This is a genomic window from Bradyrhizobium sp. ORS 86, assembly GCF_045571475.1.
GTDB lineage: Bacteria > Pseudomonadota > Alphaproteobacteria > Rhizobiales > Xanthobacteraceae > Bradyrhizobium.
Genome location: NZ_CP120699.1, coordinates 5905873 through 5927967, shown reverse-complemented (window position 1 = coordinate 5927967; position 22095 = coordinate 5905873). Strand labels below are relative to the sequence as shown.

The following is a 22095-nucleotide window of genomic DNA, read 5'->3' as shown; positions in this document are numbered from 1 at the left end:
AATGACGAAGTCACCTGAGATTTCCGTCAAACCGGCCGAACTCGCGGCGAGAGTCAAGGCAACGCGAGCCGTTTTCAAGCAATGTTACGACCAGGTTGCTGAACACAGCGGCGCATTGCTCTTTTATCCACTGGCCCAGCGCCGCCAAAAAGGCCGGCCGTTACCCGCAGGTCCTCAACAGGACGCCGCCGACTACGAGGCTGCGTTTGAAGAGGCGCAGAAGCGCGGCTTCCTCGGAATGCTCATTGAGACGAGCGGCGACCAACTTTTGCAAGCGCCGGAAAAGCGCAAGAACAAGGAGATTCCGGCCAAGGCAATTATTCCAGCACTTGCGGCGCGGGATCTAACCAGTCGCAGAATGATCGAGGCCACCTACCAGAAGGTGATGTCCGATAAGAAATTTCAAAAGCCCGATCAGGTGATGTGTGGGCTCATGCGAGCTCAGCGGAATACTTGCAAGATCCGCGTCGGCGATGATGAGGCGGGGACCGGCTTCCTGATTGGGCCGAGGCTGGTCCTAACCTGCTGGCACGTCGTCCAGTCCTTGTTATGTCAGGTTCCTGGAGATCCGAGGCTCGATCACCCTGGCAAGGAGAAGGACGGATCACGTAGCAAATTGCGAGTCGAGTTTGATTTCCTCTCGCGTGCGGCGACAAACGGCGAGGATGCATCGTGCGGCGTCACCGACAATTGGCTCGTCGCCGGGAGTCGTGCGGCGGCTCCAGAGCACGAGATAGATAAAGACGAACATAGGCGGCTCGCCTGGCCGACCGAGCAACAGGATCTGGACCAATATCTAGATTTCGCTGTTATCGAACTTGATGCCTATGCGGGCCTGGATCGGCTCTACTACGACATCACTTCGAAAGAAGTCGAAAAGCCAATTGGCAGCGTCGTTGTTCTTCAGCATCCGGGCAATTTTCCGATGCGAATGACAGTGGGTACCTTCGACGTCTCCGAGACGGCCACGGTAGATTTCGCGGCTGTCGCCGGCAGTTCATGCCGCGTTCTTCACGACGCCAGCACAATCTCCGGCTCATCCGGAGGACTCTGTCTCAACTACGAAATGGAGCCTGTGGCCATACACCAGGCGGGTCTCGAAATAATCGTGACTAACGGGGAGACTGCGCGCGAAAGCAAAATTAACGTTGCAATCCCGCTCTCGGTCATCGTCGCTCGCGCGGGCGACGCTATCAGGGCTCGCATAGGTGATTTCAAGTCGAGTCGCTGCCACTTATCGAACGGCCGAGCGCTCATAGGGCGTGTCAAGCTGCAAGAAGCTGTAGCATCCGCTCGTGCCGGAGTCAGCAAGATACTCGTCGTCCAGATTGGATATGACTTTCAGAACAAGCCGCCTTCACAAATCGGAAAAACATTCTCGACCGAAATTTTGATGGATTCTCTCAACTTTGCGGTCGATCGGGTCGCGCGCGTGGGCGCCGAGAGTATCAAAGAGAGTGCTTACCATACCGCTGCCTCGCTCCTCGAGGCTATTTCTCCTGGCCTCTCAGCAAAACTTCCGACAGAGAAGCAGCTTGGCGAAGACAGTCAATCAACGGATCTCAATGATAGGATCAAGAAACTTGCCGCCAAAGTCGGTGATATCCTCGACCAGATCGCGACCCGTCAAAAACTGTGGGTTGTGATCGATGAGTTGGATAAGCATCCCCTGACGGAGGGCTCGACGCGTTCGTTTTTTGACGCGCTTTATCCGGAAATTGCGGCACGGCAAAACCTGCGATTGGTTCTTATTGGGCTCTCCGACCCGGATATGCCCGCCCTTCAGAAGGTCGGGCCCAAAAAAGTTGACGAACTGAAGGACCATCTCGGCAAACTGGACATCAAGAACTGGGTCGCCAAAAGGCTGGAGGGAATCCCAATCTCAGATGACGCTTTGACCAGTTTCGCCAACATTGCTGTGGCGATCGCCGAGCGCGACGAGAAGCCCGCGCGTAGTGTCACGGTCGGCCGCGTTATCAACGAATTCTTCGAGCCCTCGTTTCCTCGGAGGACTACCGTATGAGTTCTCGAGATGAACCTTCCCAGGCACAAGAGCGTATCGATCTCGTCAGGGCACGAGCGGCGATCATTGGCGCATTTGATCCGTTTGATCTTCTGGATAGGGACCTGGACGAGAAGGCGGAAGAGAGTGTTCTGAATGCGCTTGCCAATGATATCGATGAAGTGATCGTTGGGACAAAGACGCTATGGCGCCTATCGGCGCATGCAAGGCACCGAGAGTTGCCTCGCGCAATAGCGAGGGGTGACTTTCGTCAATTGCTGAAGAACGCCAAGCCGCTTCCAGGCGATCGTTTCGCGCAGCATCTGATCAGGCTGCTCAAGGATCAACCTTCGGCGAGTTACGAGAAGATCGATCCTCCTGAATTGCTTGAGATCGCTGTCGCGCAGGATTTCGTCAACCACGCCACTGGTAAGCAAAGTCCGGCTGGGAGCGATGACCCAAGATGGGTACTCGGTCGCATAGATGAGAAGAAGCGCCTCGATCATGTGGCACCAAAATTGGTAGGTCGAAGGGCGGAGCTTGCCGCTCTGCGAAAGTACGCGCTGGAGGGCGAGATTGTTAAGCCGCTCACCAAGCTCAAGGAGCCGGTGACGGATCCCGGCAAACTGCCCTGGTTGAGACCAGTACTTGTTACAGGCATCGGAGGCAGCGGGAAGTCGGCCCTCATTGCGGAGACCGTCAAGTCTCTCCGTAAGGATGATTGGAGCGGTCCGATCACGGTTCTCCTAGATTTCGACGAACCCAATCTTTCGCTGGGTCTTGAGCGGGAGTGGACCGCCGAACTTACGCGTCAGATCGGTCGGGCGCGCGCCGAACTTGACGCTCAGATGGATACACTGCGTCGCGAAATGGCTCGGGAAGCCCGCGGCCCAGACGGCGAAATTAAAGCTGTCGGGAATGCAATGCTCGGTCTGACGAAGATAATATCCGAGAGAAGGAAACCTTATCATCTCGTCATCGTCGTCGATACCTTTGAAGAGGTTCTGGTTCAGTGTGATATGCGGCGACCAGAGGGTGTCACAGTTGGCGAGCATGACGAAATGCTCGAACTCACCCCGTTCGGGCTGCTCCTCAGTTGGATCGATTCGATAAAGTCGCTGGCTGGGTCAAATGGTCAGCCACCGTTCGCGAGCGTCCGGGCAATTGTGGCTGGCCGAGCGGCGCCATTTCCGGACGAAAAGGATCGGCTCGCCGCGTGGTTCGGAGCCAACATCGAGATCGGGGGGTTCTCTCCGAGTGAGGCCGCCGAATTCCTTCAGAACCGCCGCGACGATGCCAGGATCTTGTCTAATCGGCGGATCAGAAAAATAACTGAGATTGATGAGGTCGAGTGGTTTCCGCTCCTTCTTTTGATCCTGATCCTCTATGTACGCGGTCGCTCGGGTGAAGAGATTGATGATTTGATCGCGGACTTTGGAGGGCCGGAATTCTATGGGTCAAAGTCGGCGATCTCTGTGCTTTATTCCCGCTTCATCGATCGCATTAGAGATCACAAGATTGCCGTCGACGGCGTCGGCGAAAGAGAGGTGAAGGCAAACGAGATACGGAGTTTGGCGCATCCGGGGCTGGCCCTGCGCAGTGTTACGCCGGCGCTTATCCGAGAAGTATTAGCTGAGCCTTGTGGCCTCGGGCGTATCAGCCAAGAACAGGCGAAGGATTTCTTCTTGGCGTTGGCGAGGGAAGTGTGGCTCGTCGAGTATGTCGGGCCGGAAGAAGTGGCGCACGTCAAGAACCTGCGCAGGATTATGCTGCCCATGCTTCGCGGAGACGAGACCCGAGAGGGCGAGGGGGATGGCCGCCCTCTGAGGGAAATCGTCGCAGAAGTTCATGCGCGCGCTGCTGATTGGTTTTCAAGGCAGGACCCCAACAACCCTAAAAATCGACAGAACGAAGCTTACTACCGCGCGTTTCTGGGACAAACGGAGATGCTTGAGAACGACGATGCACTCCGCCTGGCTGTTGGACGTCTTGCTGGTGAAGACGCGCATGCTATGCCGATTGTGGCCGCTTCCCTCTTGGTCCAGGGTAATCTCACGGAAGATCAAGCGGCTGCTCTACCTGAACCCGAGCGTAGGAAGGTGAGGAGCGACGTAAGAGCAAGGAAGGCAAAGTCAGGCGTCGTTCACGCTTCACGAGTTCGCGTAGCCAGGGAACAGTACGATGATGAGGAGCAAATTGCCAGTTCGACGCCGTCCACACGCAAATCCTTGTGGAGCGTACTACAGGATCGCGATCTCGAGTCGCGCGTGGGAGATTTGTTCAATCAAGCTGACTTTTTCGGAATCCAACGCCTCGCGCGTTCAAAGCTTCTGAATATCGAGGGGATCGATGAACTTGATCCTTCGCCCCCCGGATGGCTCACAGGGCATTGGATATGGAAGTGGGCTCTGGCGAACCTTGGCGTTGACCGTTCTGACGACGTCATCGCAAGTTGGATGCTGGACGAACTGAGGGAATTGCGTCGCTTCGGTGGATTGATTCTGGCTGCAGTGGCGACCGTCGCGACCGGCGGGCAGACATGGGCAAGTCGAGGACGCGTACGCAGGCTGGACGTCGTGCGGGAGCGACTAGAGCCAGACGTCATGCGTTTAATGGCACTCGGCCTGACAATAGTACCCAAGACGGTCGATATTCCTGCGGCTTACAGTCAGATTTTACGCAAAGATAGCGGCGAGCGTGACGGTCGCCCTCCGGTGCCGGTCAATCCCGCAATCGCACGTGAACTTGCGAGCCTTCGCCGAAGCAAGCAAGTGAATTATCTGCAGTTTGAAAAGGTAGTCAGCAGACGCGAAGCTGCGCGGGTTGTGCTGTCTGGTGACGATCGCGAGATGCGTTGGCTTGTGCGGGGACGCACGAACGAACTGTATGCGCCTGCTCGCGCAGCGTTGATTGACGCAGCAAGATACGAGCCTGACAATTTCCAATCGGCTCTGGAATATATGCAGTCTCGCGCCACAATTTGGCCTGTCGAACTTGAGCCGGCGCGTTTGATCATTGAATTGCAAAAAGCGAGACAAGCCGATTTCCTTCTGCAGCGGCTCATTGAGGTTTTGGACGTTTCCGGATTGCTGGGAAAGATGCTTGAGGCGCTGGACTCAAGTTCGGCGCTAGAACGCGTCCATAATGTTGCGCGATTGTTCGAGCTCTACGACGAACTGCTGTTGAATGGAGTTGTCGGCGCCGTGCCGGGCGGAAGGAGGAAGCAGAAATGAATGTCGACTTGGCCACGAGACCATTGCTCGCCGATCTCGAGTATCTTTTGCCAACGGGCTCATTGCCGGGGGGCGATGGATCGCTAGAGGCAGTCCGGCGGCCCAAGCGTTCTCCGCCTGAGCGATTTGCCGGCCGCAAAGGCTTTAGCAACGATTTCCTGGGCTTTGGCGTGCCGCTTCCCGTTCCACTTGGCCTGCGCAAACGTGATGTGCTGAAGATTGACGGCGTTGAAGGTAACCGTCTCGACTACCAACATTTCTCTGTCGTGATGTCGGCATCCAGACGCATGCCGATGTTTGCTGGCGTGAACATCGACGGTGCTAACCAGGTCAAGGTGGTTCGACAGCCGCCGGACAAGTGGTTCCTTGACGGTAGAATCCCTGACGAAGCGCAGATCGGGGAGGATCTTTACGTCGACAATATTCTGGACCGTGGCCATCTCGTGAGGAGGGAGGATCCGAACTGGGGAGACGAGGAGATCGCAGGAGTCGCGAACGACGATACGTTTCACTTCACGAACTGCACGCCGCAGACCGCGCATTTCAACCAGCAGACCTGGCTTAGCCTGGAAAACTACATCCTCAAAAACGCTCGGGTCCAGGAAGCGAAGGTCAACGTGTTCAGCGGACCGATCTTTCGCGACCGCGATCGTACATACAGAGAGGTCAAGATCCCGACGGCGTTCTGGAAGGTGATCTCTTTCGTGTCTGATAGCGGTCGACCGTCCTCGACCGCCTACACTATCGATCAGATCCAGGAATTGAAGGATCTTGAGGCGGTCTTCGGTGCATTCAAGACCTACCAACGTAGTGTCCGCGCTATCGAGCAACTCACCAGTCTCTCGTTTGGAAATCTCGCTGATTACGACGGTTTCTCGAATGAAGAGGCAAAAAGCCGGACCTCGATATCGAGCGAGGTGCGGGTGCCGGGGGATGTGAGGGTATAGATGCTGAAATCCACCCCAATAAGTTGTGGAGATCGTCATCAAGCGCCTTCGATCGCGCCGGCAACGGTGCCACGATTCGCCGACGAATTCGCTTCGGAGCCCTGCACGGTGCAGTTGGATCTGCCGATTGACCTTGGTTATCGTCGTTCCGTTCCGCATGTCTGGCTTATGGCCTGTGAGGGCAGGCAGGCGGGGCTAATCGCTGAGCGGATGCGCTCGCGTCAACACGCTTTTGTTGATGGAAGTGACGGGCGGACGGCCATCGGACCGGCTGACCTTATCTTGTTGAACGACCCCACCATTTCAGGCTTTCGAGCATTTGGCCCTGTCGGAGTCGACCCCGCGCACGCAATGCGGTCATTGTCTCACGCGCTAGCGGAGGAGCGCGGAGCAATCCTCCGTGAACCGTCACGGGACGTGATCGGCATTTTTCTTGGCGAAAGCGGAATAATCTCCGGTAATCCGGCATTGTCGAGCACGCGTCTTCATCGGCTTATTGCGTCTCTCCGGCACAGCGCCACGAAAGGCCTTCCAGAGGTCCGGGAAGAGCGAAGCAGGGCAGCGCTTGCAGAGCTAGCAAATGACGCTGATCCACTTCTGCTGGCGCTTCTCGAACTTGAGCGAATAGACGCGCTCGGAAGCGAAAAAAGCAGCGCCTACCACAATTGGGCCAAGAGCTTCGCGGGATTGCGGCGGATGGCGCAGCGGCCGCGGCATGGCCGTGCGACCAATACGGACCAACCGGATCTCTTCAGTCTGGCTTCGCAGTCCAACAAGGCACACTCATCCTATCGAGCCGGTTATCGTGTATTTCCGATTATCGCGCAGCGCCTCACGATGGCCGACCTTGAGTTTCCCCGCTCGCAGCCTCATTCGACTGTCCGCGAAGAATTGGATCTTCAATCGATACCGCCTGCGCAAGTCTGCGAATGGATCAGGGGGGCGCCATCGCGAAGGGTCAAACCCTTCGTAAGCTTACGCGCAATGCGGCCTTCTCGTTATGAGTTCGAACTGACGACGGGCCTCGACGCTGAGATTGCAGTCAGCCTCGGCGTCGGAGGTAAGGCAGGGCTTAAGGAAGGTCGCTACGAACTGAGGGTGTTCAGTTCAAGCTGTCGGATAACGCCAACTCGGCTGGATCGCTCGATAGGCGAGGAAGCACTATTCCATATTGAAACGCCGCGAGCTGGGGCGGGCATCGTCGATATCGAGTTCGCCATGGCCTATTCGTCGCCAATTGTCATTCGCAGTCATCTGTCAAGAGTCCCATGACCAAGAACATCAATCAGTTCGTGCGTTCGGGCGGATGGCCCGTCTGTATCCGCACCAGGGTCTATCGAAAAAACGTCAAGGTGATCGTGGACGTTTGGCAGAAGCCGAGCAAGACCTTCGATTCGCCTCAACGGCTGGACGTCATCACCCAACTAGCTAAGGAGGTCGTCGACCTCGCGATGGCCCCGCACTTCGAAGAGAGGGGTTTCAGTCAACTGAATGCGGCGCAGCGCGACGCACTTCTTACGCCAATAGCCGAGAAGGGATACGAGTTATTCTCGGCCTTGGTGCCGACTTCTCGACATGATGAATTCAAGAAGCTCCTGAACTTGCAGGAAAACGGCGCTCCTGACGGCGCGGTCAGTATCCGCAATTCGCCACTCCGTTTGCCTTGGGAATTCGTCTATCTGGATCCGGTCGGTCAGCCAGTGAACCCGATCGGATTTTTGGGACAGAAACATCTTCTGGCGCGGATATCGCCGGGAGCGAGGCCCTCATTTGGTGCCGGCGACTTCGCGCCGAAAGCCACAGCGACGCTTCCAATTTGGAAAATGGAGCTTGGCGCGATTTACGACGACCAGAAATACACGCCTGCGCGACCACTTGCGCACACCTGGTTCATGTCGCGAAGCAATCCTAACCCGGATGTCCTTAATCCGCTCTCCTTGCCAAGCGGGCCGCTCGATCTTTCTGCCTTCTTATTTCGGATCAAAGACGCCTTTTTGTTTTGTTGTGGCTGGTTTCGCGCTCCATCGATTCCGCATGAAATCGATATGAGAATACGCAGTGCGTACGACCAGACTTTTTCAGAACTCTGTTGCGTTGAGGCTTCGCGGGCAGGATCGCGTGGTCGTCATGTTCGACGTCGATAACTCAGCTTATTGCGAGGCGGTGTCACCGGCGTCCCTTGCAGAACGGATGCATCACAACGGAGCGACAGCCGTTGTTGCGTCGATGGGTAAGGTTGATCCGATCGTTTCGGAGCAAATTTCCGAACAACTGTTCCTGCGTCTTACCCAGGGCGCAAGCGTTGCGGCAGCACTGTTGTTCGCGCGTCGCAGAATTCTCCAGGTGCAGCAGAATCCGACGGCGCTCTTTTGGACTGCGTTCGGAGATGTCTGGGATCATCTGGATCCTGATGTTGAACTCGAGGTGTCGCATGGCTGAGGCCGCACTTCGGGAAAACGGCCCTGCTCACCGCCAGGACGAGCGTCGGACGGGTGTGATTGCACGCAAGATGGGCATGACCAGGATATTCGACGAGCAGGGGAATATGGTCCCGGTTACCATTCTTTGCCTGTCCGGCTGCCGCGTCGTTGGCCACATGACGGAAGAAAGGAACGGATACACCGCTCTGCAACTGGGCGCCGGCGACATCAAGGTTGCCAACCTGACGAGGGCCGAGCGGGGAATTTTCGCTGCCGCCAAAGTCTTGCCCGCCCGTGAAGTGGTCGAATTTCGCGTGCCAAACAAGCACCTGCTTCCTATCGGCTCTGTCATCACTGCGGATCACTTCGTCGTGGGGCAGTACGTAGATGTGCGGGGCACCACAGTTGGCAAAGGCTTTGCAGGCGGAATGAAACGGCACGGTTTTGGGGGGCTGCGGGCCACCCATGGTGTGTCGATTTCTCACCGCTCCATCGGTTCAACGGGGGGGCGTCAAGATCCCGGAAAAACCTTCAAAAACAAGAAGATGCCGGGGCAAATGGGAAACGAAAAAGCGACCATACAGAATTTGGAAGTCGTAGGAACGGATGTGGCGCGTGAGGTTATCTATGTTCGAGGCGCCGTTCCGGGCCGCGACGGCTGGGTCAATGTGCGGGATGCGGTCAAAAAGCCGCGCCCGAAGGCAGCCCCTCTACCGGGGGCCTTCCAGACACCCGACGTTAATACCGAATCAGTTGAATCTTTGCCGGAGCGCGGAAAGCCGGTGGCCCTAACCGAGAACCTCGGTAAGATGGATCCAGCCGGCGAGTTGGAGCGTGGACTTATGCAGGCGTTCGTCGACCTCGAGGAGGCAGATCCCGCTGGCAGGCTCGCGGCGATCGGAATCATGCTAGCGAAAGCTTTTGCCGCCCGCCGCGCGAAGGCTCCTGATCGCTCCGTGCGCAAGCGTGTCCGGGCAATGCAGAAGGCGTTTGTCGACGCGCTGTTCGACGACGAGAAATCCGTGAGATGGGCGGCCGCGTATGCGATTGCGGCGCTTGAAGACCCCAAGCATCAACTCGAAGGGGACAAGATCCCTCCAAGCGATCAAGTCGGAGAGAAGCGAGAGAAGTATATTCGCGACGTACTCGAGCACTATTTTCAAGCGCGTGAAGTCGAGTTGCTAACGAGCCTTTCGCTCGACGTCGTCAATCAAACCACCGATGAAACACGTCTCAAACTTGTGGCCCGCGTGTCGCGCGAACTACCTGTGACGCTCGCCGGCCGCGCGGCATTGACCGGCACCAAAGAGTCACTGAAGAGCGGTTCGAAGTTGACGGTGACCGTCACCGATACCAGCGGCACCGTCAATGCGATTATCGAAAATACGGCCGGCGATGCCGACACCACCGTTCGAGCCGAAACGCAGGTGTCCGTGCCGACCGGGAACGATGAGGAGATTTTTGTCGATTTCGACATCGACGGTCGGGCTCTCAACACGTTGAGCGTGCCGGTTCGTCTGATCCTCGAGCGTGAAGGTCACAGCACCAAATTAACGACCGTTCGATAACTTCGTTTCTGTCGAAGGTCGCTTCTCGCACCGCGAATCGCGGGGCATCAGACACCTTCCAGGCCCCATCCCCCGGCAGCGTCCTCTGAGGCTTGCCGGGAAATGAAGTCGTCGCGCGAGTCACGCCGCTCGAGGCGCGCCGTGCAAGGATTTGATCATGCGAGCCACCTTGAAGCGGTCTGTCGCAAGTTCGTCGGCGATTTCGATCTGAGTCTTTCCGTCCATCAGCCCACAGATCAGCAATCGCAAGGGGGCGCTGGCCCGCCAGTACAGCGCGCGCGCGTCACAGGCCGCCTCGATTGAAGCCTCCGAACCGTACCCAGCAACTGGAACGGTGTCCGCCTCCGGCTTCGGATCCGGCATTGGAAAAGTGATCTGCGCCACCGTCTTCGGCCGCTTGCGGCGACGCGTTGTCGTACCTGGCCGAGCCATTTTGGCGCGGACGCGCTGGATCGCTTCCGGAATGCAAACCGACGTGATGAAGGTCGACGCAGAGCCGCGCGCCTGGTCGAAGCGACGAGGTGCTTCCATCATCAAAACGAAGGCTTCGTCGAGGACGTCTTCGAGATCGCTGACGAGATCGGGCGCGCGGCGGCGCGTTATGGCCAGGATCGAGGCGCGCAGACGTGGCGGCACTCGACATCACGCCAAAGGCGGTCACAACGGCCACCTCAAGGCGCCTTCTTGCGCACTTTGTCAAAGACATTGCCGTAACTGGTGCTGACCGGGACGAACTCAAGTCGGTACGGCTCAGCGCGCGCACGCGATTCCTTTTCGAAGCAGACAAGCAAAAGACCGACAAGCTGGCCTTGATCGCTTCGGGGCTTATGATTGCGGATCTGGTCGAACAGGGCTGGCGTGTCAGAGTTGCCAGGGACGAACGGATTCTCGGCCATCGTCCGTTCGACGACGATGAAGAGGTTCGTACACATAAGCGCCGGCGCTACCACGCCGCTCGTGATGCGCAATTGAGACAGCCTGCCACCCGCGCTTTCATTGAGCGGATGGAACGCGGCACGCTGACGAGTACGGGGCGCCACTCAATCTTTTCTCTCATGCGAGATGGAAGGCATCTGCATTTCGAAATCGCAGGCGCTCTCTCGGGTTCTTCCGGTAAGACACTCGGCGAGGTCGTTCGGCCATACCTTCAGTTTGTTACGTCGACGGCCGTCTGTCCCATCACCGGTCTACAACTCCAGGACGTTTGGCGCTACTTTCGCCATACATGGAGTAATCCATACGAAAGCGTGCCTGGCCGCAGCATGCTGTTCCTTGTGCGTGTTGGTGCCGCACCCAATCATCCGGTTATGGGCATTGGCGCAGTCAGCAGCGCTGCCGTGCAACTAGAGGCGCGTGACCGTTATATCGGCTGGCTTGGCGAGGATATCATCGCTGCCTGCAAGGCCGATCCCAGTCCGGAGTATGCCGACTGGGCGCTCAGTACAATCGACAAAGCCTTGAAGGCTATCTTTCGACAGGACCTTTTGGAGAAAGGCCTGCTCCCGGCCAAGCTTCCAAAGCACGTCCCGCAAAAGACTATAGCGAAACTTCAAAAGCTCGCTGCCAAAGCTCGGGAAGAGCATTATGCGCGATCTGAGGCTGGGCTCAACAAGGCTGGAGGAGACGCCATACGCGTTACGGCCGCTGAGTGGCTAAAATTCGCGCGCTCGCCTCTGTTCACCTTCAAACGCGCGCGCGAGATCGCCAGCCTCCTCGAAACACGAAACACGATCCAAGATGCGTTCGACGGTGTACCGAAGCCGAAACGTTTAGAGGCTTTGCTCGGGTCTGGGAACGGCCGCGCTGCATTTACAAAGGTCGTTCGATTGGCCCGCTCGATGACTGTGGGCACTGAGATTGCAGACCTGACGGTCTGTGGCGCCGTCCCGCCCTATAACGTGCTCCTCGGGGGAAAACTTGTCGCCATGCTGGCGGCGAGTCCGGAGGTAGTTCTCGAATACAGAAGGCGGTATCAGTCCGCGCCAAGCGTTATCGCTTCTTCGATGGCGGGCCGGGCGATCGTGCGCTCTGCCAACCTTGTCTTCATCGGCACGACGAGCCTCTATGGCGAGCGCCCAAACCAATACGATCGAACGTCATATCCCTGTGATACCATCGGTGGTCCGCGCGGGCAGATGGTTCGTTATCAATACCTCACGGGCCAGCGTAGCCGGACGACTTGCGTCGGCACCTTTCAATTCGGACGTGATACCAAGGCTGCGATCGAACAATTCACGACGAGTTTGACCAACGGCCGCCGGGTCAACAATGTCTTCGGCGAGGGGACAAGTCCCAAATTGCGGTCACTGCGCGATGGACTGAACGCGCTTGGCATCAGTTCGGACGAATTACTTCAGCACGGCATCGAAAAAGTCGTCTATGGCGTCAAGCTCGCAACGAATACTTCACAATATCTGCTGCGGCTCGACGAAACGCCAAACTACATGTTTCCGCTTGAGGAAGCCGAGGCCGGCACTTCTGGGATCGCACAGTATTGGTTTGAGCGCTGGGCGTCCGCCCGAATGCAACGAGGCGACGTTGAACAGAAGCTGCTCGCCCACAATTTGGTGCGTCCTGTCCGGCATGGAGCTCGGGTTATCCTGCCGAGCAATGACGAAGATCAGCTTTCATTTAGGATCGAGTGACGAGATCGGGATTTGAGGGCGGCACGCTGGCTGTCCGTACCGATGAGATTGAACGGTGCAAACCGACCCCGCTGTAAACGACGCTCCGGTGGGCGCCTTGATTATGAATGTCTAAGTCCGGCAAACAAAAAACAACTTGACGTCGTCGACATTGGCATTTTCAATCGGCGCCGGGACGGGGAATTAGTTGAAAGTTGATTGCGCCAATGTTTTGCCGGCCGTCGACCAATTGCGGCGACGGGGGCGCCCTAATATCTGCATTCTCCGCCTCGCTGCATTTGTGCTGGAGGCTTTGCCATGCAACTCTTTTCGGTCTCAATCCGTGAAATTCAAATCGACCTGATCCACTATTTTCAGGGATTATTCCCGCAGGACACCGCACCGATCTTCCCCGGCACCGACGTCAAAAAGCGATACAGATACACTCCCGAAGCCTGGGCGGAAGTCGCTGACGAACTGTCAACCGAGCAGTGGATGGTACATCTCGGTGTCGTTCTTATACAGGACGACATGCGATTTGTGTCTACGATCGCTCAACTGGCTAGCCTCATTTCCAATCACATTCATCATGTTGTCGCGCCACAAGCCCGCGTCGAGGTTACGCCCCTGACGACCTTGATGCGTTCATCAAAGCCCGTTCTGGCATCGATCGAAACGCCGAAAAAGCCAACCAAGCGCGCGAAAGCAGCGGCGAGGAAGGCGAAAAAGAGGAAGTCGGGCCGTAGCTAACGAGAGGAGCCCGTCATGCCTTTCCACGGGAAGACTGCAATCTTGGCACTCCTTTCGATCGCGCTGTCATCGACCGCGGCTTTGGCCGTCAAGGGAGATGTCTGTCGATACGGAGACAAGGATGGCAATCTCAGGCCGTCCGAAGTGCGCGTATTTGTCATGCATCAGCAGAGCGATATCTATCGAAAGTATGACGTTAATTGCGATGGTAGACTGAGCCAAGCCGAACTAGCTCGCTATGAGAGCGACCTGCAACCGATGATCGACCAGGCGAACGTGGCCGTCGAAGTGGCTAATCAGCAGGGAAAGCAGGTGCATGTCGACGCTAAGGGCGACACAGCCGAGCCATTATTCGGACCGACGCAGCCGTCGCAAGTCTCGCCCCCATCGAACTGGCTCTTTTATTTGCGCGATAGCGCAGAAGAAGTCGGCGTGTTCAAAGAGCCAAAGCCATTAAACACCGCCACCGGGGCGTCGTTCAGCGTGTCTCGGGATGGTGTGATCAAGAACACGAGTTGGGCTGCAAAGGGTGTGGTCGGTGGCGCTTATACGTGGCGCAACACAGACCGTCCGGCGGTGGCGGGCACGCCCTATGTAGCTGGCATTTCGTCGTCCGCATGGATGAACTTTAATTGGCTCTCGAATTCGAATGCCGCGCTGAAGTCGAAGCAGTCTGACGTATTGTCGTTTGGCAATACGGAAGAACTGGCGTTGGCAAACGTGCTCGGCGCCGCTCAGTACTTCAGGGTGAAGGGAGCATACAACACTGACTTCGAGACCTCGCCGCACTCATGGTCGACCACATTGGAATGGCAACCGGTCTCGGGGAACTACAGGCTGTCCTATCCTTTCGATGTCGGTCCGTATCTGGTAGCGCGAGCAGATCCTATTGTGCGCTTTCAGCACACGGAGCGATTGAGCGGAGGCGCCATGGATCCAATCTTCTCCATGCACAACGCGGTTTCGCGGGCAGGGCCGGTTCTGTCGCTAACCCTTCAGCCGAAGGCCAGCGATCTCATTCTGCCAAACTGGCTTCAGAGCGCCGTTCTGAATGTGACTTACGAGTGGCTGCGCGATCTCGATACGAACCAGAAATATGAGTATCTGAACGCGTCGATGGCGTTTCCGATCGATGATTCCGGGCACCTATCGGTCAAATTGAACTACCAAAAAGGCCGCCTGGAGGAGACGGGCGCAAAGATCGATCAGGCGATGGCCGGCATAAGCGCAAAGTGGTAGCCGAAGCGTCTAGCGCGTCATAAATCCTTGTAGTGCTAACCAGCGCAACTGCATTTGCCTGCGCCTCATGAGCGGCCTGCCGAGGTTCATGTTCGTCCATAATCGGAAGCATGGTGGGTGTAATGCGGCAGTTCGCGGCGAGGGACATGTAGCAGCGATCCGAGATTTGTTGGGCGATTGCCTGGTGGTCGATGAGCCTTATGGCTATGGTTAATTATGCTCCGATTTGGAGACAACCGGAGCATAGAGCCCTATACTGTGAGCATGGCTGCCTGGATAAACCATTCTGCAGATCCGCCCGAAGCCATGTCGCCTGTCGCTCGTCGGGCCGTCAATCTGTTTGAAGATGCCGCCCGCGCCGCTTACGGCGAGAGGCTGATACAACTCGTCCTATTTGGCAGTCGCTCAAGGGGCGAAGCCAGATCGGACAGTGACATCGACATTGCAGTTGTTCTGCGCGACCTTCGCGATCGTCGCGCGGTCCGTGACCACTTGGCTGACTTGGCAAACGACGCCATCGTCGAAACCGGTATGGATATTCAAACGGCACCGATTTCGTTGGACGAATGGGAAAACCCTGAGCGGCACACTAATCCGGCACTGATCCGCGCGATTAAGCGCGAAGGCGTTGCCGTCAAGGCTTCAAATGATCCGCGATCTGCTGGCCAAAGCATCCCACTCAGCTAAGGCCGCCAGGGCTCTCTTGGAGGGTGACGCACCTGACGATGCCGTCGGCCGGCGTATTACTCGGCATTTAATTCGGCTCGGGCTCTGATCATATCTAAGGAGCCCGACTTCGTCGCGAAATCCCACGGTCCGACATTGGGCGCATTCAGCCGGCTGTTTGTGAAGACCGGCGCCTTACCCAAGCACTACGGCGAAATGATCAATCGAACTCAGCGGGCCCGCCAGGTCGCTGACTACGAGAACGCTGGCGTCGAGCCCGAGGAAGCGGAAGACTTCATCGCATTTGCGGAGGAACTGTACGAAAAGGCTCTCGGTCTTCTGCCTGCCGAGAAGCATCCTCCGCTGGTAAAGAAATCGCCTCCGGAGATCTTGGTCGAGGCGAAGTCAGAGGAGGCGGCCAGGCACGCTCTCGCGAGCGCCTTCTGCGCGCTCGCTGCTAAGCGCGGCGAAGTGATCCACTCTGGACTTGCCGAGGAACTCGCGCTGTACGGGACGGAGAGTACCTTGTGGTCGGCGGATGGCCCACCTGTTCGCAGGCGCGATCGGATCGTACAAGAACCCTCATTCTCATCGGACGGTCAACCTTAGTGACTCGGCTGCGAGAGCAGGTTATGCTCGCAAGCCATCTGCTGCGCATCGTCGACGCGCGTCGGCAGCAGTGAGGATGCCTCGCGCGCTAGTCCGGCTCGATAGCCTAGGCGTCGGTCAACCGGCGACGACCTTGAGATCGGTGGTCATGACGGCGCCAACGAGCTTCGCGGGATCGACGCCCTTCGCCTTTGCCCACGAAGCTAGGTTCTCGGGGCGGTACGACCCATCGGCACGCCAGCGGTCGAAGACCGAGCCGTCAACGGTCTCGTTGATGCGCGAGGTCGTGGCCTGCGTTCCTTTCTCCGGCGGCAAGCCGACGGGCCGGTAGAACGGTCGCGAGACGAAGCGATAGAGGCCCCAAGCGAACTCGCGGTAGGAATCCGTGACGGGCGGCGCGACCTGCGAGACGTCGAGCGAGACTTCGTTGCGGAAGACCAGCCCCAAACCGACCGCCTTTTCCATCAGCCACTTCAGCGGTCGCTGCGCCAAGGGGTCGCTCGCGTAACCGCCGCCGACGTTGGCATGCGCGCCGACGAACCAACGCTGCTCGACCTTGTCGATCTGCCGTTCGGCGGCTCCTTCGTGCCCGACCCTATCCGTCCTGGTCCAGAACGTGGGTTCGAAATTCTTCCGGTGTTCGTCCAGCGCCAGCGCGTGGAAGGCGTACTCGTTGTCGAGCCGCAGATGCGTGTTGAGAAACCGATATTTGCGGACCTTGGCCGCCATGCTCCACACAGGAAGGCCAAGCGAACCGACGGTGTCCCACACGCCGACGAACTTGACCTTGGTGGGCCGCGAATAGGCCGTCAGCCAGCGCTCCTCGAGCGAGGCACCGTCCGGCAGCGGCTTGCCCAGCAGCGATCTGATCGTCGGGGCATCGTAGATGCGATACCGCGCGTAGAGCTGCTCGATGGACAGCGGCGCGCCGAGCCTGAGGACACCGCACTTGCAGATCAGGCCCGACAGGCTGCGCGCGGTATACGCGCCTCGGCTGAAACCGAAGATAAAGATCTCGTCGCCGTCGTCGAAATTCTGGATCAGCCACGTGTAGGCTTCGATAATCTCGTCATCGATGCCCCACCCGGTGACGCCGCCTCGCGCCGATTCGCCGCGCCGGGTGCCAACCCCCTGCGAATAGTAGACGCGCTGGTCGACGGTCTCGGCGGTCAGGGACTTCAGCCTCCAGACGTTCGTGTTGTTGTTCAGTGTGTTCCAAGTACCGTCGAGAAAGATCGCGAGACGCTTCATGAGACCCCCGATAACGACCTAAGAAAATCGCGCCCGGCACGACGCCATCGTGGCTTGCGCCATCGAGTGCGTCGACCGAGCTCGTCGGTGACTAAGCGGCGAATCAAGTCGGCCCAGGCAATCGAGCAGACCAAGAGTCAACGAAAAAAAACTTCTATTCCCGCGGGAAAGTACGCTTACCGAACCTTGCCGAACGACCGCGTCGCCACCACCTTCGCAACCGCCAGTTTTATTTATTCCTACAAGATTCGAGAAGATGCAATGGACCCGCGTATCACGTATTTCCCTGTCGGCAACGGCGATTGCTCGCTGATCACCCTCAGCGACAACACCCAGATCATCATCGACTGCAACACCACTCAGGAAGCCAGCGACGAGGACGACCCCAGCCGCTACGACGTTCATCAGCATCTGCTCGATTTCGGCAAGAAGCTGGACGGCGAGATCCCCCACGTCGACGTCTTCATCCTGACCCACGCCGATCAGGATCACTGCCGCGGGTTCGACACCATGTTCTACACAGGCGACCCGGCCAAATACACGGTGAAGCACTCCAAGGAAGACCTGATCCTCATCGACGAGCTGTGGTTCACCCACCGCATCTTCGCGAACCACGAAGGCGAGCTGTCGAAGTGGGCGAAGGCGTTCAAGAAGGAAGCGCAGCGCCGCATCGATCTCCATCTCGCGAAATCGCCCGCGCGCAACAATGCGGGCAACCGCATCCGCGTCGTCGGCCACAGCAACAACCCGGCCTACCAGGGGCTCGGCGATCTGGTCGTCACGCCGGGCAACTACATCGACGTCATTGACCGGAAGACGAAGAAGGACTTCCGCTTCTTCGTCCATGCGCCGTTCCGCAAGGAGGTCGACGACAAGCTGGCCGATCGCAACGACACTAGCGTGGTGCTACAGGCTTGCTTCGATGTCGGCGCGACAAAGCATGCCGGGCTCGCCATGTTCGGCGGGGATGCCGGCGCGGCGATCTGGTCGAAGATCCTCGAGCTCAGCGACGACGACAAGCTGGCGTTCGATCTCTTCCTCGCGCCGCACCACTGTTCGTGGACGTTCTTCAGCGAGCAAGAGTACAAGTACAACAAGGTGCCGGCCGAAGACTCCCTCGCCATCCTCGGCAAGGGTCTCGACGGTGCCCGCGTGATCGCGTCGTGCAAGGCGATCAAGGACGACGACGACAATCCTCCGCATTTTGCGGCCAAAGAGGAGTACGAAGAGGCGGTCGGTGAGGATAGCTTCGTCAGCCTGTCCGAGGTGGGGGACCCGAAGCGCCCGCTGCCGACCACCTTCGAAATCAGCGAGAGCGGCCCGGTGCTGCTCGATCCGGAGGACGTCGGCTACGTGGACGATGCGGTCAAGAAGGTCGCGAGCACTCCGCAGACCTATGGGTGAACTGCATTCTTCGCCGCAAGCCAAGGAGGACGAGGAGAAGCTGTCGCTGGGGATAAGAGCGGCGGTCGCGGACTTGCGCGCGAAGTTCACCGACACCGACGTCCCTGTCCTCTACTGGAACGCAAATTACGCAGCCGTGCCGCTGACGGTGAATGTCGAGCTGCCGAGCCGCGGGCCGGTCGGCGGCGTCGATATCCGCAAGCGCGAACCGATCGTCCTGTTGTTCCACAAGGTCTCTTTCCCGTACGTGGCGCCGTTGGTCTATTCGGACCGGACCGACTTCTCGAAGACCGCGTTTCCGCACCTCAACGTCACTGGGCCGAAGCTTCCGGCCTGGTTCTGTCTACATCGTGGCTCGATCGACACTTGGTTTGCCGAGCACACCGTCGTCGACTTAGTGGAACGCGCCCGCGGCTGGCTTCGCGATGCCGCCCGCAACCGGCTCGTGCCCGAGGGAGACGGTTTCGAACCGACCCGAGCGGTCGACAAGCTCGGTACCTTCTATTACCCACCCGGCGACAATCTCGAGCACATCCAGGAGCACTGGAAGACCAACGGCGGTGCGGCCGGTCACGTCGCGATTTCGTTCGATCTGCTCGACGACGAGACCATGGCTGAGGTCGGCGCCTCCGGCTACGCGGTGCGGCAGGTCTCGCCCATTCCGCCCGACGCCTACGATGCGCAGAAGTCGCTGGCGACCGCGATCAACGTGCTGCAGCAGAAGCCTCAATTCAAAGGTCTCTTTCAACGCAGACTGTTCGGTCTGCTGGTTTGGGCCGCCGAGGGCGAAGTATCGAGGAAACATTTCGGCGAGCTTCCCCAAACGCTCGGCGAGCTCGAGACTTGGGCCGGCGATCTCGGAATTCCGCTCACGCAGGCCCTCGCCGATTACCTGTCGCACGATCTTCAGATTCTCGCCGGCGTGCCGATCGTGCTGGCGGTCAGGCGTCCAGGGCAGGTTCTCGGCACCAATTCCGACATCGAGCTCCTGAACTTCCTGATCCTGGCCGGCGGCGACCATTGGCCGAAAGACGGCGGCTGGGACCTCGCAGCGACCGTCGACCTGTCCGATCATCGCACGCCCCTCACGCCAGATTTCGCGCGACAAGTCTCGGCCCTCCCGGCCGGCGGAGCGGCCCAGCCGACGGTCGTCTTCGGCGCCGGCGCGCTCGGCTCGAAGGTCGCAACCCATCTCGCCCGCAGCGGCAGCGTGGCGCTGAAGATTGTCGATAACGCCAAGATCGCGCCTCACAATCTGGTTCGGCATGCTCTCGGCGGCCGTGCCATCGGCCTGTCGAAGGCAGAAGCGCTGAAGGACGACCTGATTAAGCTCTATCCAGGCCAGACCGAGCTTCCCGTCGAGGGAGTGAACGGGTCCGCGCTTACTCTCCTGCGCAAGCCGGACTTCTTCGAGGGATACGCCAATATCGTCGACATGACGGCCTCGAACATCGTGTTCAACGCGCTGCGCGATGCGGACCTTCCGGCCGCGGTCCGCGTCCACCGCGCGGAGATGGCGCATCGCGGAAGACTGGGACTGCTGTCCATCGAAGGACAGGGCCGCAACCCGCGGATCGACGACCTGCAGACGCTCATCTACGATTCCGCGATCGAGGACGACACCGTCGCCGCCTGGCTCGAGGAGGTAAAGGCTACACGCGACGACCGCGTGGGGTCGGGCGGTCTCGAGGACATCCAGATCGGGCTCAGTTGCAGTTCGGCGACGATGCGGCTGGCCGACGAGGTGGTCTCCTTCCATGCAGCGGCGGTGACGCGACGGCTCCGCCCGTACCTAGCCAAGGACGGTCCGTCCCGCACCGAAGGCGCCGTCTATAGAAGCTTCCTCGGTGACGACGGGGACAGCAGGGCATCGAGGCAGACGTTCGCGCCCACCGTCGTGCTCGAAGCCGATTGCGGCTGGCGGATCCGGATCGCGGCCGGCGCCGCCGAGACGATGTCGACGCTATTGCGAAAGCACGGCCCGAGCGAGACCGGCGGAATTCTCGTCGGGCGCATCGCCGCCCCAAGAAAGATGATCTACGTGACCCGCCTGGTGCCCGCCCCGCCAGACAGCCGCGGCACGCCATGGGTCTTCACGCGCGGTACCGAGAAGCTCCCCGAAGCGCTGGAAAACGTCCAACGGAGAACCGGCGGACTGCTGACGTACGTCGGCGAGTGGCACACCCATCCGATGGGCGGTTCGGATCTCAGCGACACCGACAAGGGCGCGGTGATCAGCCTGAGATCGATACTGGATCAAGTCGGCCTGCCGACCCTGGTCACGATCGTGACGCCGGACGAAATCCGTCCTCACCTCTTCGAGCCGACGAGTCCCCCGGTCGTTCTCGATCCGCCGCGGCGAAGGTTTGGCATTATCCGCGTGATCCTCGGTTGGCGGTAGAGGTCGCGGGCTTCCCGGCCTTCTGAGCCAGCACGGTACAGACGAACCTGATGCCGTAGGTCGCCGCCGCGTGCCTGACGACGATCAGTTGAAGAAGCAGAATGCCGAGGTAAACGCCGAACGCCTTCCACGGCGCGACGAGAAACAGAGCTGCGATACTTAGCCCGATCAGAAACAACAGAGCAAAGCCCGTATAGTCGCGCAGCAGCAGGAAATCGCGGTGTACCTGCTGCACGGACGGAACGTCCTGTACTTCGAGATAAAAGCGGTACCAAAGACTATTCTGATCCTTCGCCTCGACGGGAACCTTGTTGCCGCAGGCCCGCTGCAGACGGGTGAAATCGATCCGCGGGTCCGCCTTCGCGTGGACACTGAATGCCCGATGTCCGGGAAGCGCCTCATGCCAGCGCAGAAACACCAACCTATCCTTCATGGGCGAACTCAGCAGGCCATTGGCGACCGTGGTGACGACGATGGCCAGACCTACTGGTAAAAGATCGGCCGCGCTGGCGAGCGCAGCCTTCAGGCCTGACATCTGAAATGTCTCCCACTGGCACGCACCGTAAAACACGGCGGCATTGGCGGCGATGATCAGCCATAGCTGCCAACGGTTCTGATCCTTCAGCCTCTGCGATCCGCCCTTCTTCGCCATACCCGTCGGGTTCGCTCCCAAGTCGCCATCTGCTCATGTAGTGGCGGAAACGGCAGTTGCACGCAACGGTCGCGGGCTTGCGCCCACGAAATCCGCGCCATCCACAACGACACGACGTTCGTCGGACTCGCTGCCGACACCCAGGCAGATGGACAGGATGACCTCTCTCGTCGGCAAAAACGTGGCTTAGATGCACGGGTCGGCTCCCAACGCCGATTTGCCCAGGGAATACTGGGACGCACTTCCAGCCTGTGTGGAGGCACGCAAAGCCAAATTCCTCCACATATTCTGAGGGCGGAGCGCCGCCGCTGCGCTGGAGTCGTCAGGAT

16 protein-coding genes and 1 pseudogene are annotated in these 22095 nt (G+C 58.7%); 14 read left to right on the top strand and 3 right to left on the bottom strand.

All coding sequences use genetic code 11. The features are described from left to right. Position 1: 1 nt before the first annotated feature. The 7 genes and pseudogenes from P6U25_RS27305 to rplC all read left to right on the top strand — a co-directional run. A complete protein-coding gene (locus tag P6U25_RS27305) occupies positions 2-2023 on the top strand; it encodes a trypsin-like serine peptidase (RefSeq protein WP_407147857.1) in 2022 nt (673 codons plus the stop codon). Continuing rightward, on the top strand, positions 2020-5235 hold the full coding sequence (locus tag P6U25_RS27300) for an ATP-binding protein (protein ID WP_407147856.1): 3216 nt from the start codon (positions 2020-2022) through the stop codon (positions 5233-5235). The genes P6U25_RS27305 and P6U25_RS27300 overlap by 4 nt, the downstream gene beginning before the upstream one ends. After that, positions 5232-6182: a DNA/RNA non-specific endonuclease gene (locus tag P6U25_RS27295; RefSeq protein WP_407147855.1), complete on the top strand. Its 951-nt coding sequence runs from the start codon at positions 5232-5234 to the stop codon at positions 6180-6182. Before P6U25_RS27300 ends, P6U25_RS27295 begins: the two co-directional genes overlap by 4 nt. After that, complete coding sequence (locus tag P6U25_RS27290) at positions 6183-7454, top strand: hypothetical protein (RefSeq protein ID WP_407147854.1); 1272 nt, start codon at positions 6183-6185, stop codon at positions 7452-7454. After that, on the top strand, positions 7451-8326 hold the full coding sequence (locus tag P6U25_RS27285) for a hypothetical protein (RefSeq protein ID WP_407147853.1): 876 nt from the start codon (positions 7451-7453) through the stop codon (positions 8324-8326). The genes P6U25_RS27290 and P6U25_RS27285 overlap by 4 nt, the downstream gene beginning before the upstream one ends. Then, positions 8310-8621 (top strand): CHAT domain-containing protein, encoded by a 312-nt coding sequence (locus tag P6U25_RS27280; protein WP_407147852.1) that lies wholly within the window; start codon positions 8310-8312, stop codon positions 8619-8621. Before P6U25_RS27285 ends, P6U25_RS27280 begins: the two co-directional genes overlap by 17 nt. Further along, positions 8614-9330 (top strand): annotated as a pseudogene (rplC, locus tag P6U25_RS27275) (50S ribosomal protein L3); the annotation flags it as partial. The gene P6U25_RS27280 and the pseudogene rplC, both read left to right, overlap by 8 nt. Before the next feature lie 960 nt (positions 9331-10290). On the opposite strand, the gene P6U25_RS27270 reads toward rplC, so the two are convergent. Continuing rightward, positions 10291-10806: a sigma factor gene (locus tag P6U25_RS27270; RefSeq protein WP_407147851.1), complete on the bottom strand. Its 516-nt coding sequence runs from the start codon at positions 10804-10806 to the stop codon at positions 10291-10293. Here P6U25_RS27270 and P6U25_RS27265 point away from each other — a divergent pair. The 5 genes from P6U25_RS27265 to P6U25_RS27245 all read left to right on the top strand — a co-directional run bounded on the left by P6U25_RS27265 (position 10797) and on the right by P6U25_RS27245 (position 16058). Beyond that, positions 10797-12815 (top strand): Druantia anti-phage system protein DruA, encoded by a 2019-nt coding sequence (locus tag P6U25_RS27265; protein WP_407147850.1) that lies wholly within the window; start codon positions 10797-10799, stop codon positions 12813-12815. The two genes, P6U25_RS27270 and P6U25_RS27265, sit on opposite strands and share 10 nt — an antisense overlap. Before the next feature lie 297 nt (positions 12816-13112). After that, the gene (locus P6U25_RS27260; protein WP_407147849.1) at positions 13113-13544 is read left to right on the top strand and encodes a hypothetical protein; all 432 of its coding nucleotides are present in this window, start codon (positions 13113-13115) and stop codon (positions 13542-13544) included. Between the two features lie 15 nt (positions 13545-13559). After that, entirely contained in the window at positions 13560-14783 is a 1224-nt protein-coding gene (locus P6U25_RS27255) for a hypothetical protein (RefSeq protein ID WP_407147848.1), read from the top strand. Positions 14784-15047: 264 nt separating this feature from the next. Next, positions 15048-15470: a nucleotidyltransferase domain-containing protein gene (locus P6U25_RS27250; protein ID WP_407147847.1), complete on the top strand. Its 423-nt coding sequence runs from the start codon at positions 15048-15050 to the stop codon at positions 15468-15470. Positions 15471-15554: 84 nt separating this feature from the next. Then, positions 15555-16058, top strand: a complete 504-nt coding sequence (locus tag P6U25_RS27245) for a HEPN domain-containing protein (RefSeq protein ID WP_407152623.1) — start codon at positions 15555-15557, stop codon at positions 16056-16058. Positions 16059-16175: 117 nt separating this feature from the next. On the opposite strand, the gene P6U25_RS27240 is transcribed toward P6U25_RS27245, so the two are convergent. Further along, the gene (locus tag P6U25_RS27240; RefSeq protein ID WP_407147846.1) at positions 16176-17309 is read right to left on the bottom strand and encodes a DUF2235 domain-containing protein; all 1134 of its coding nucleotides are present in this window, start codon (positions 17307-17309) and stop codon (positions 16176-16178) included. Positions 17310-17570: 261 nt separating this feature from the next. Here P6U25_RS27240 and P6U25_RS27235 point away from each other — a divergent pair, with 261 nt between their 5' ends. Together P6U25_RS27235 and P6U25_RS27230 are read left to right on the top strand one after the other, a co-directional pair. After that, complete coding sequence (locus P6U25_RS27235) at positions 17571-18713, top strand: hypothetical protein (RefSeq protein WP_407147845.1); 1143 nt, start codon at positions 17571-17573, stop codon at positions 18711-18713. Beyond that, positions 18706-21114 carry a ThiF family adenylyltransferase gene (locus P6U25_RS27230; RefSeq protein WP_407147844.1) on the top strand — a complete coding sequence of 803 codons (2409 nt, stop codon included), beginning with the start codon at positions 18706-18708 and terminating at the stop codon, positions 21112-21114. The genes P6U25_RS27235 and P6U25_RS27230 overlap by 8 nt, the downstream gene beginning before the upstream one ends. Here the strand turns inward: P6U25_RS27230 and P6U25_RS27225 are convergent. Next, the gene (locus tag P6U25_RS27225) at positions 21086-21766 is read right to left on the bottom strand and encodes a hypothetical protein (RefSeq protein ID WP_407147843.1); all 681 of its coding nucleotides are present in this window, start codon (positions 21764-21766) and stop codon (positions 21086-21088) included. The genes P6U25_RS27230 and P6U25_RS27225 overlap by 29 nt on opposite strands. Positions 21767-22095 lie beyond the last annotated feature (329 nt).

Excerpts from the sequence above, each read along its gene's own strand:
- P6U25_RS27235 (WP_407147845.1), top strand. The coding sequence starts at position 17,571 with ATGGACCCGCGTATCACGTATTTCCCTGTCGGCAACGGCGATTGCTCG.
- P6U25_RS27300 (WP_407147856.1), top strand. The coding sequence starts at position 2,020 with ATGAGTTCTCGAGATGAACCTTCCCAGGCACAAGAGCGTATCGATCTC.
- P6U25_RS27290 (WP_407147854.1), top strand. The coding sequence starts at position 6,183 with ATGCTGAAATCCACCCCAATAAGTTGTGGAGATCGTCATCAAGCGCCT.
- P6U25_RS27225 (WP_407147843.1), bottom strand. The coding sequence starts at position 21,766 with ATGGCGAAGAAGGGCGGATCGCAGAGGCTGAAGGATCAGAACCGTTGG.
- P6U25_RS27285 (WP_407147853.1), top strand. The coding sequence starts at position 7,451 with ATGACCAAGAACATCAATCAGTTCGTGCGTTCGGGCGGATGGCCCGTC.
- P6U25_RS27240 (WP_407147846.1), bottom strand. The coding sequence starts at position 17,309 with ATGAAGCGTCTCGCGATCTTTCTCGACGGTACTTGGAACACACTGAAC.
- P6U25_RS27250 (WP_407147847.1), top strand. The coding sequence starts at position 15,048 with ATGGCTGCCTGGATAAACCATTCTGCAGATCCGCCCGAAGCCATGTCG.
- P6U25_RS27295 (WP_407147855.1), top strand. The coding sequence starts at position 5,232 with ATGAATGTCGACTTGGCCACGAGACCATTGCTCGCCGATCTCGAGTAT.
- P6U25_RS27230 (WP_407147844.1), top strand. The coding sequence starts at position 18,706 with ATGGGTGAACTGCATTCTTCGCCGCAAGCCAAGGAGGACGAGGAGAAG.
- P6U25_RS27280 (WP_407147852.1), top strand. The coding sequence starts at position 8,310 with ATGTTCGACGTCGATAACTCAGCTTATTGCGAGGCGGTGTCACCGGCG.
- P6U25_RS27260 (WP_407147849.1), top strand. The coding sequence starts at position 13,113 with ATGCAACTCTTTTCGGTCTCAATCCGTGAAATTCAAATCGACCTGATC.
- P6U25_RS27255 (WP_407147848.1), top strand. The coding sequence starts at position 13,560 with ATGCCTTTCCACGGGAAGACTGCAATCTTGGCACTCCTTTCGATCGCG.
- P6U25_RS27305 (WP_407147857.1), top strand. The coding sequence starts at position 2 with ATGACGAAGTCACCTGAGATTTCCGTCAAACCGGCCGAACTCGCGGCG.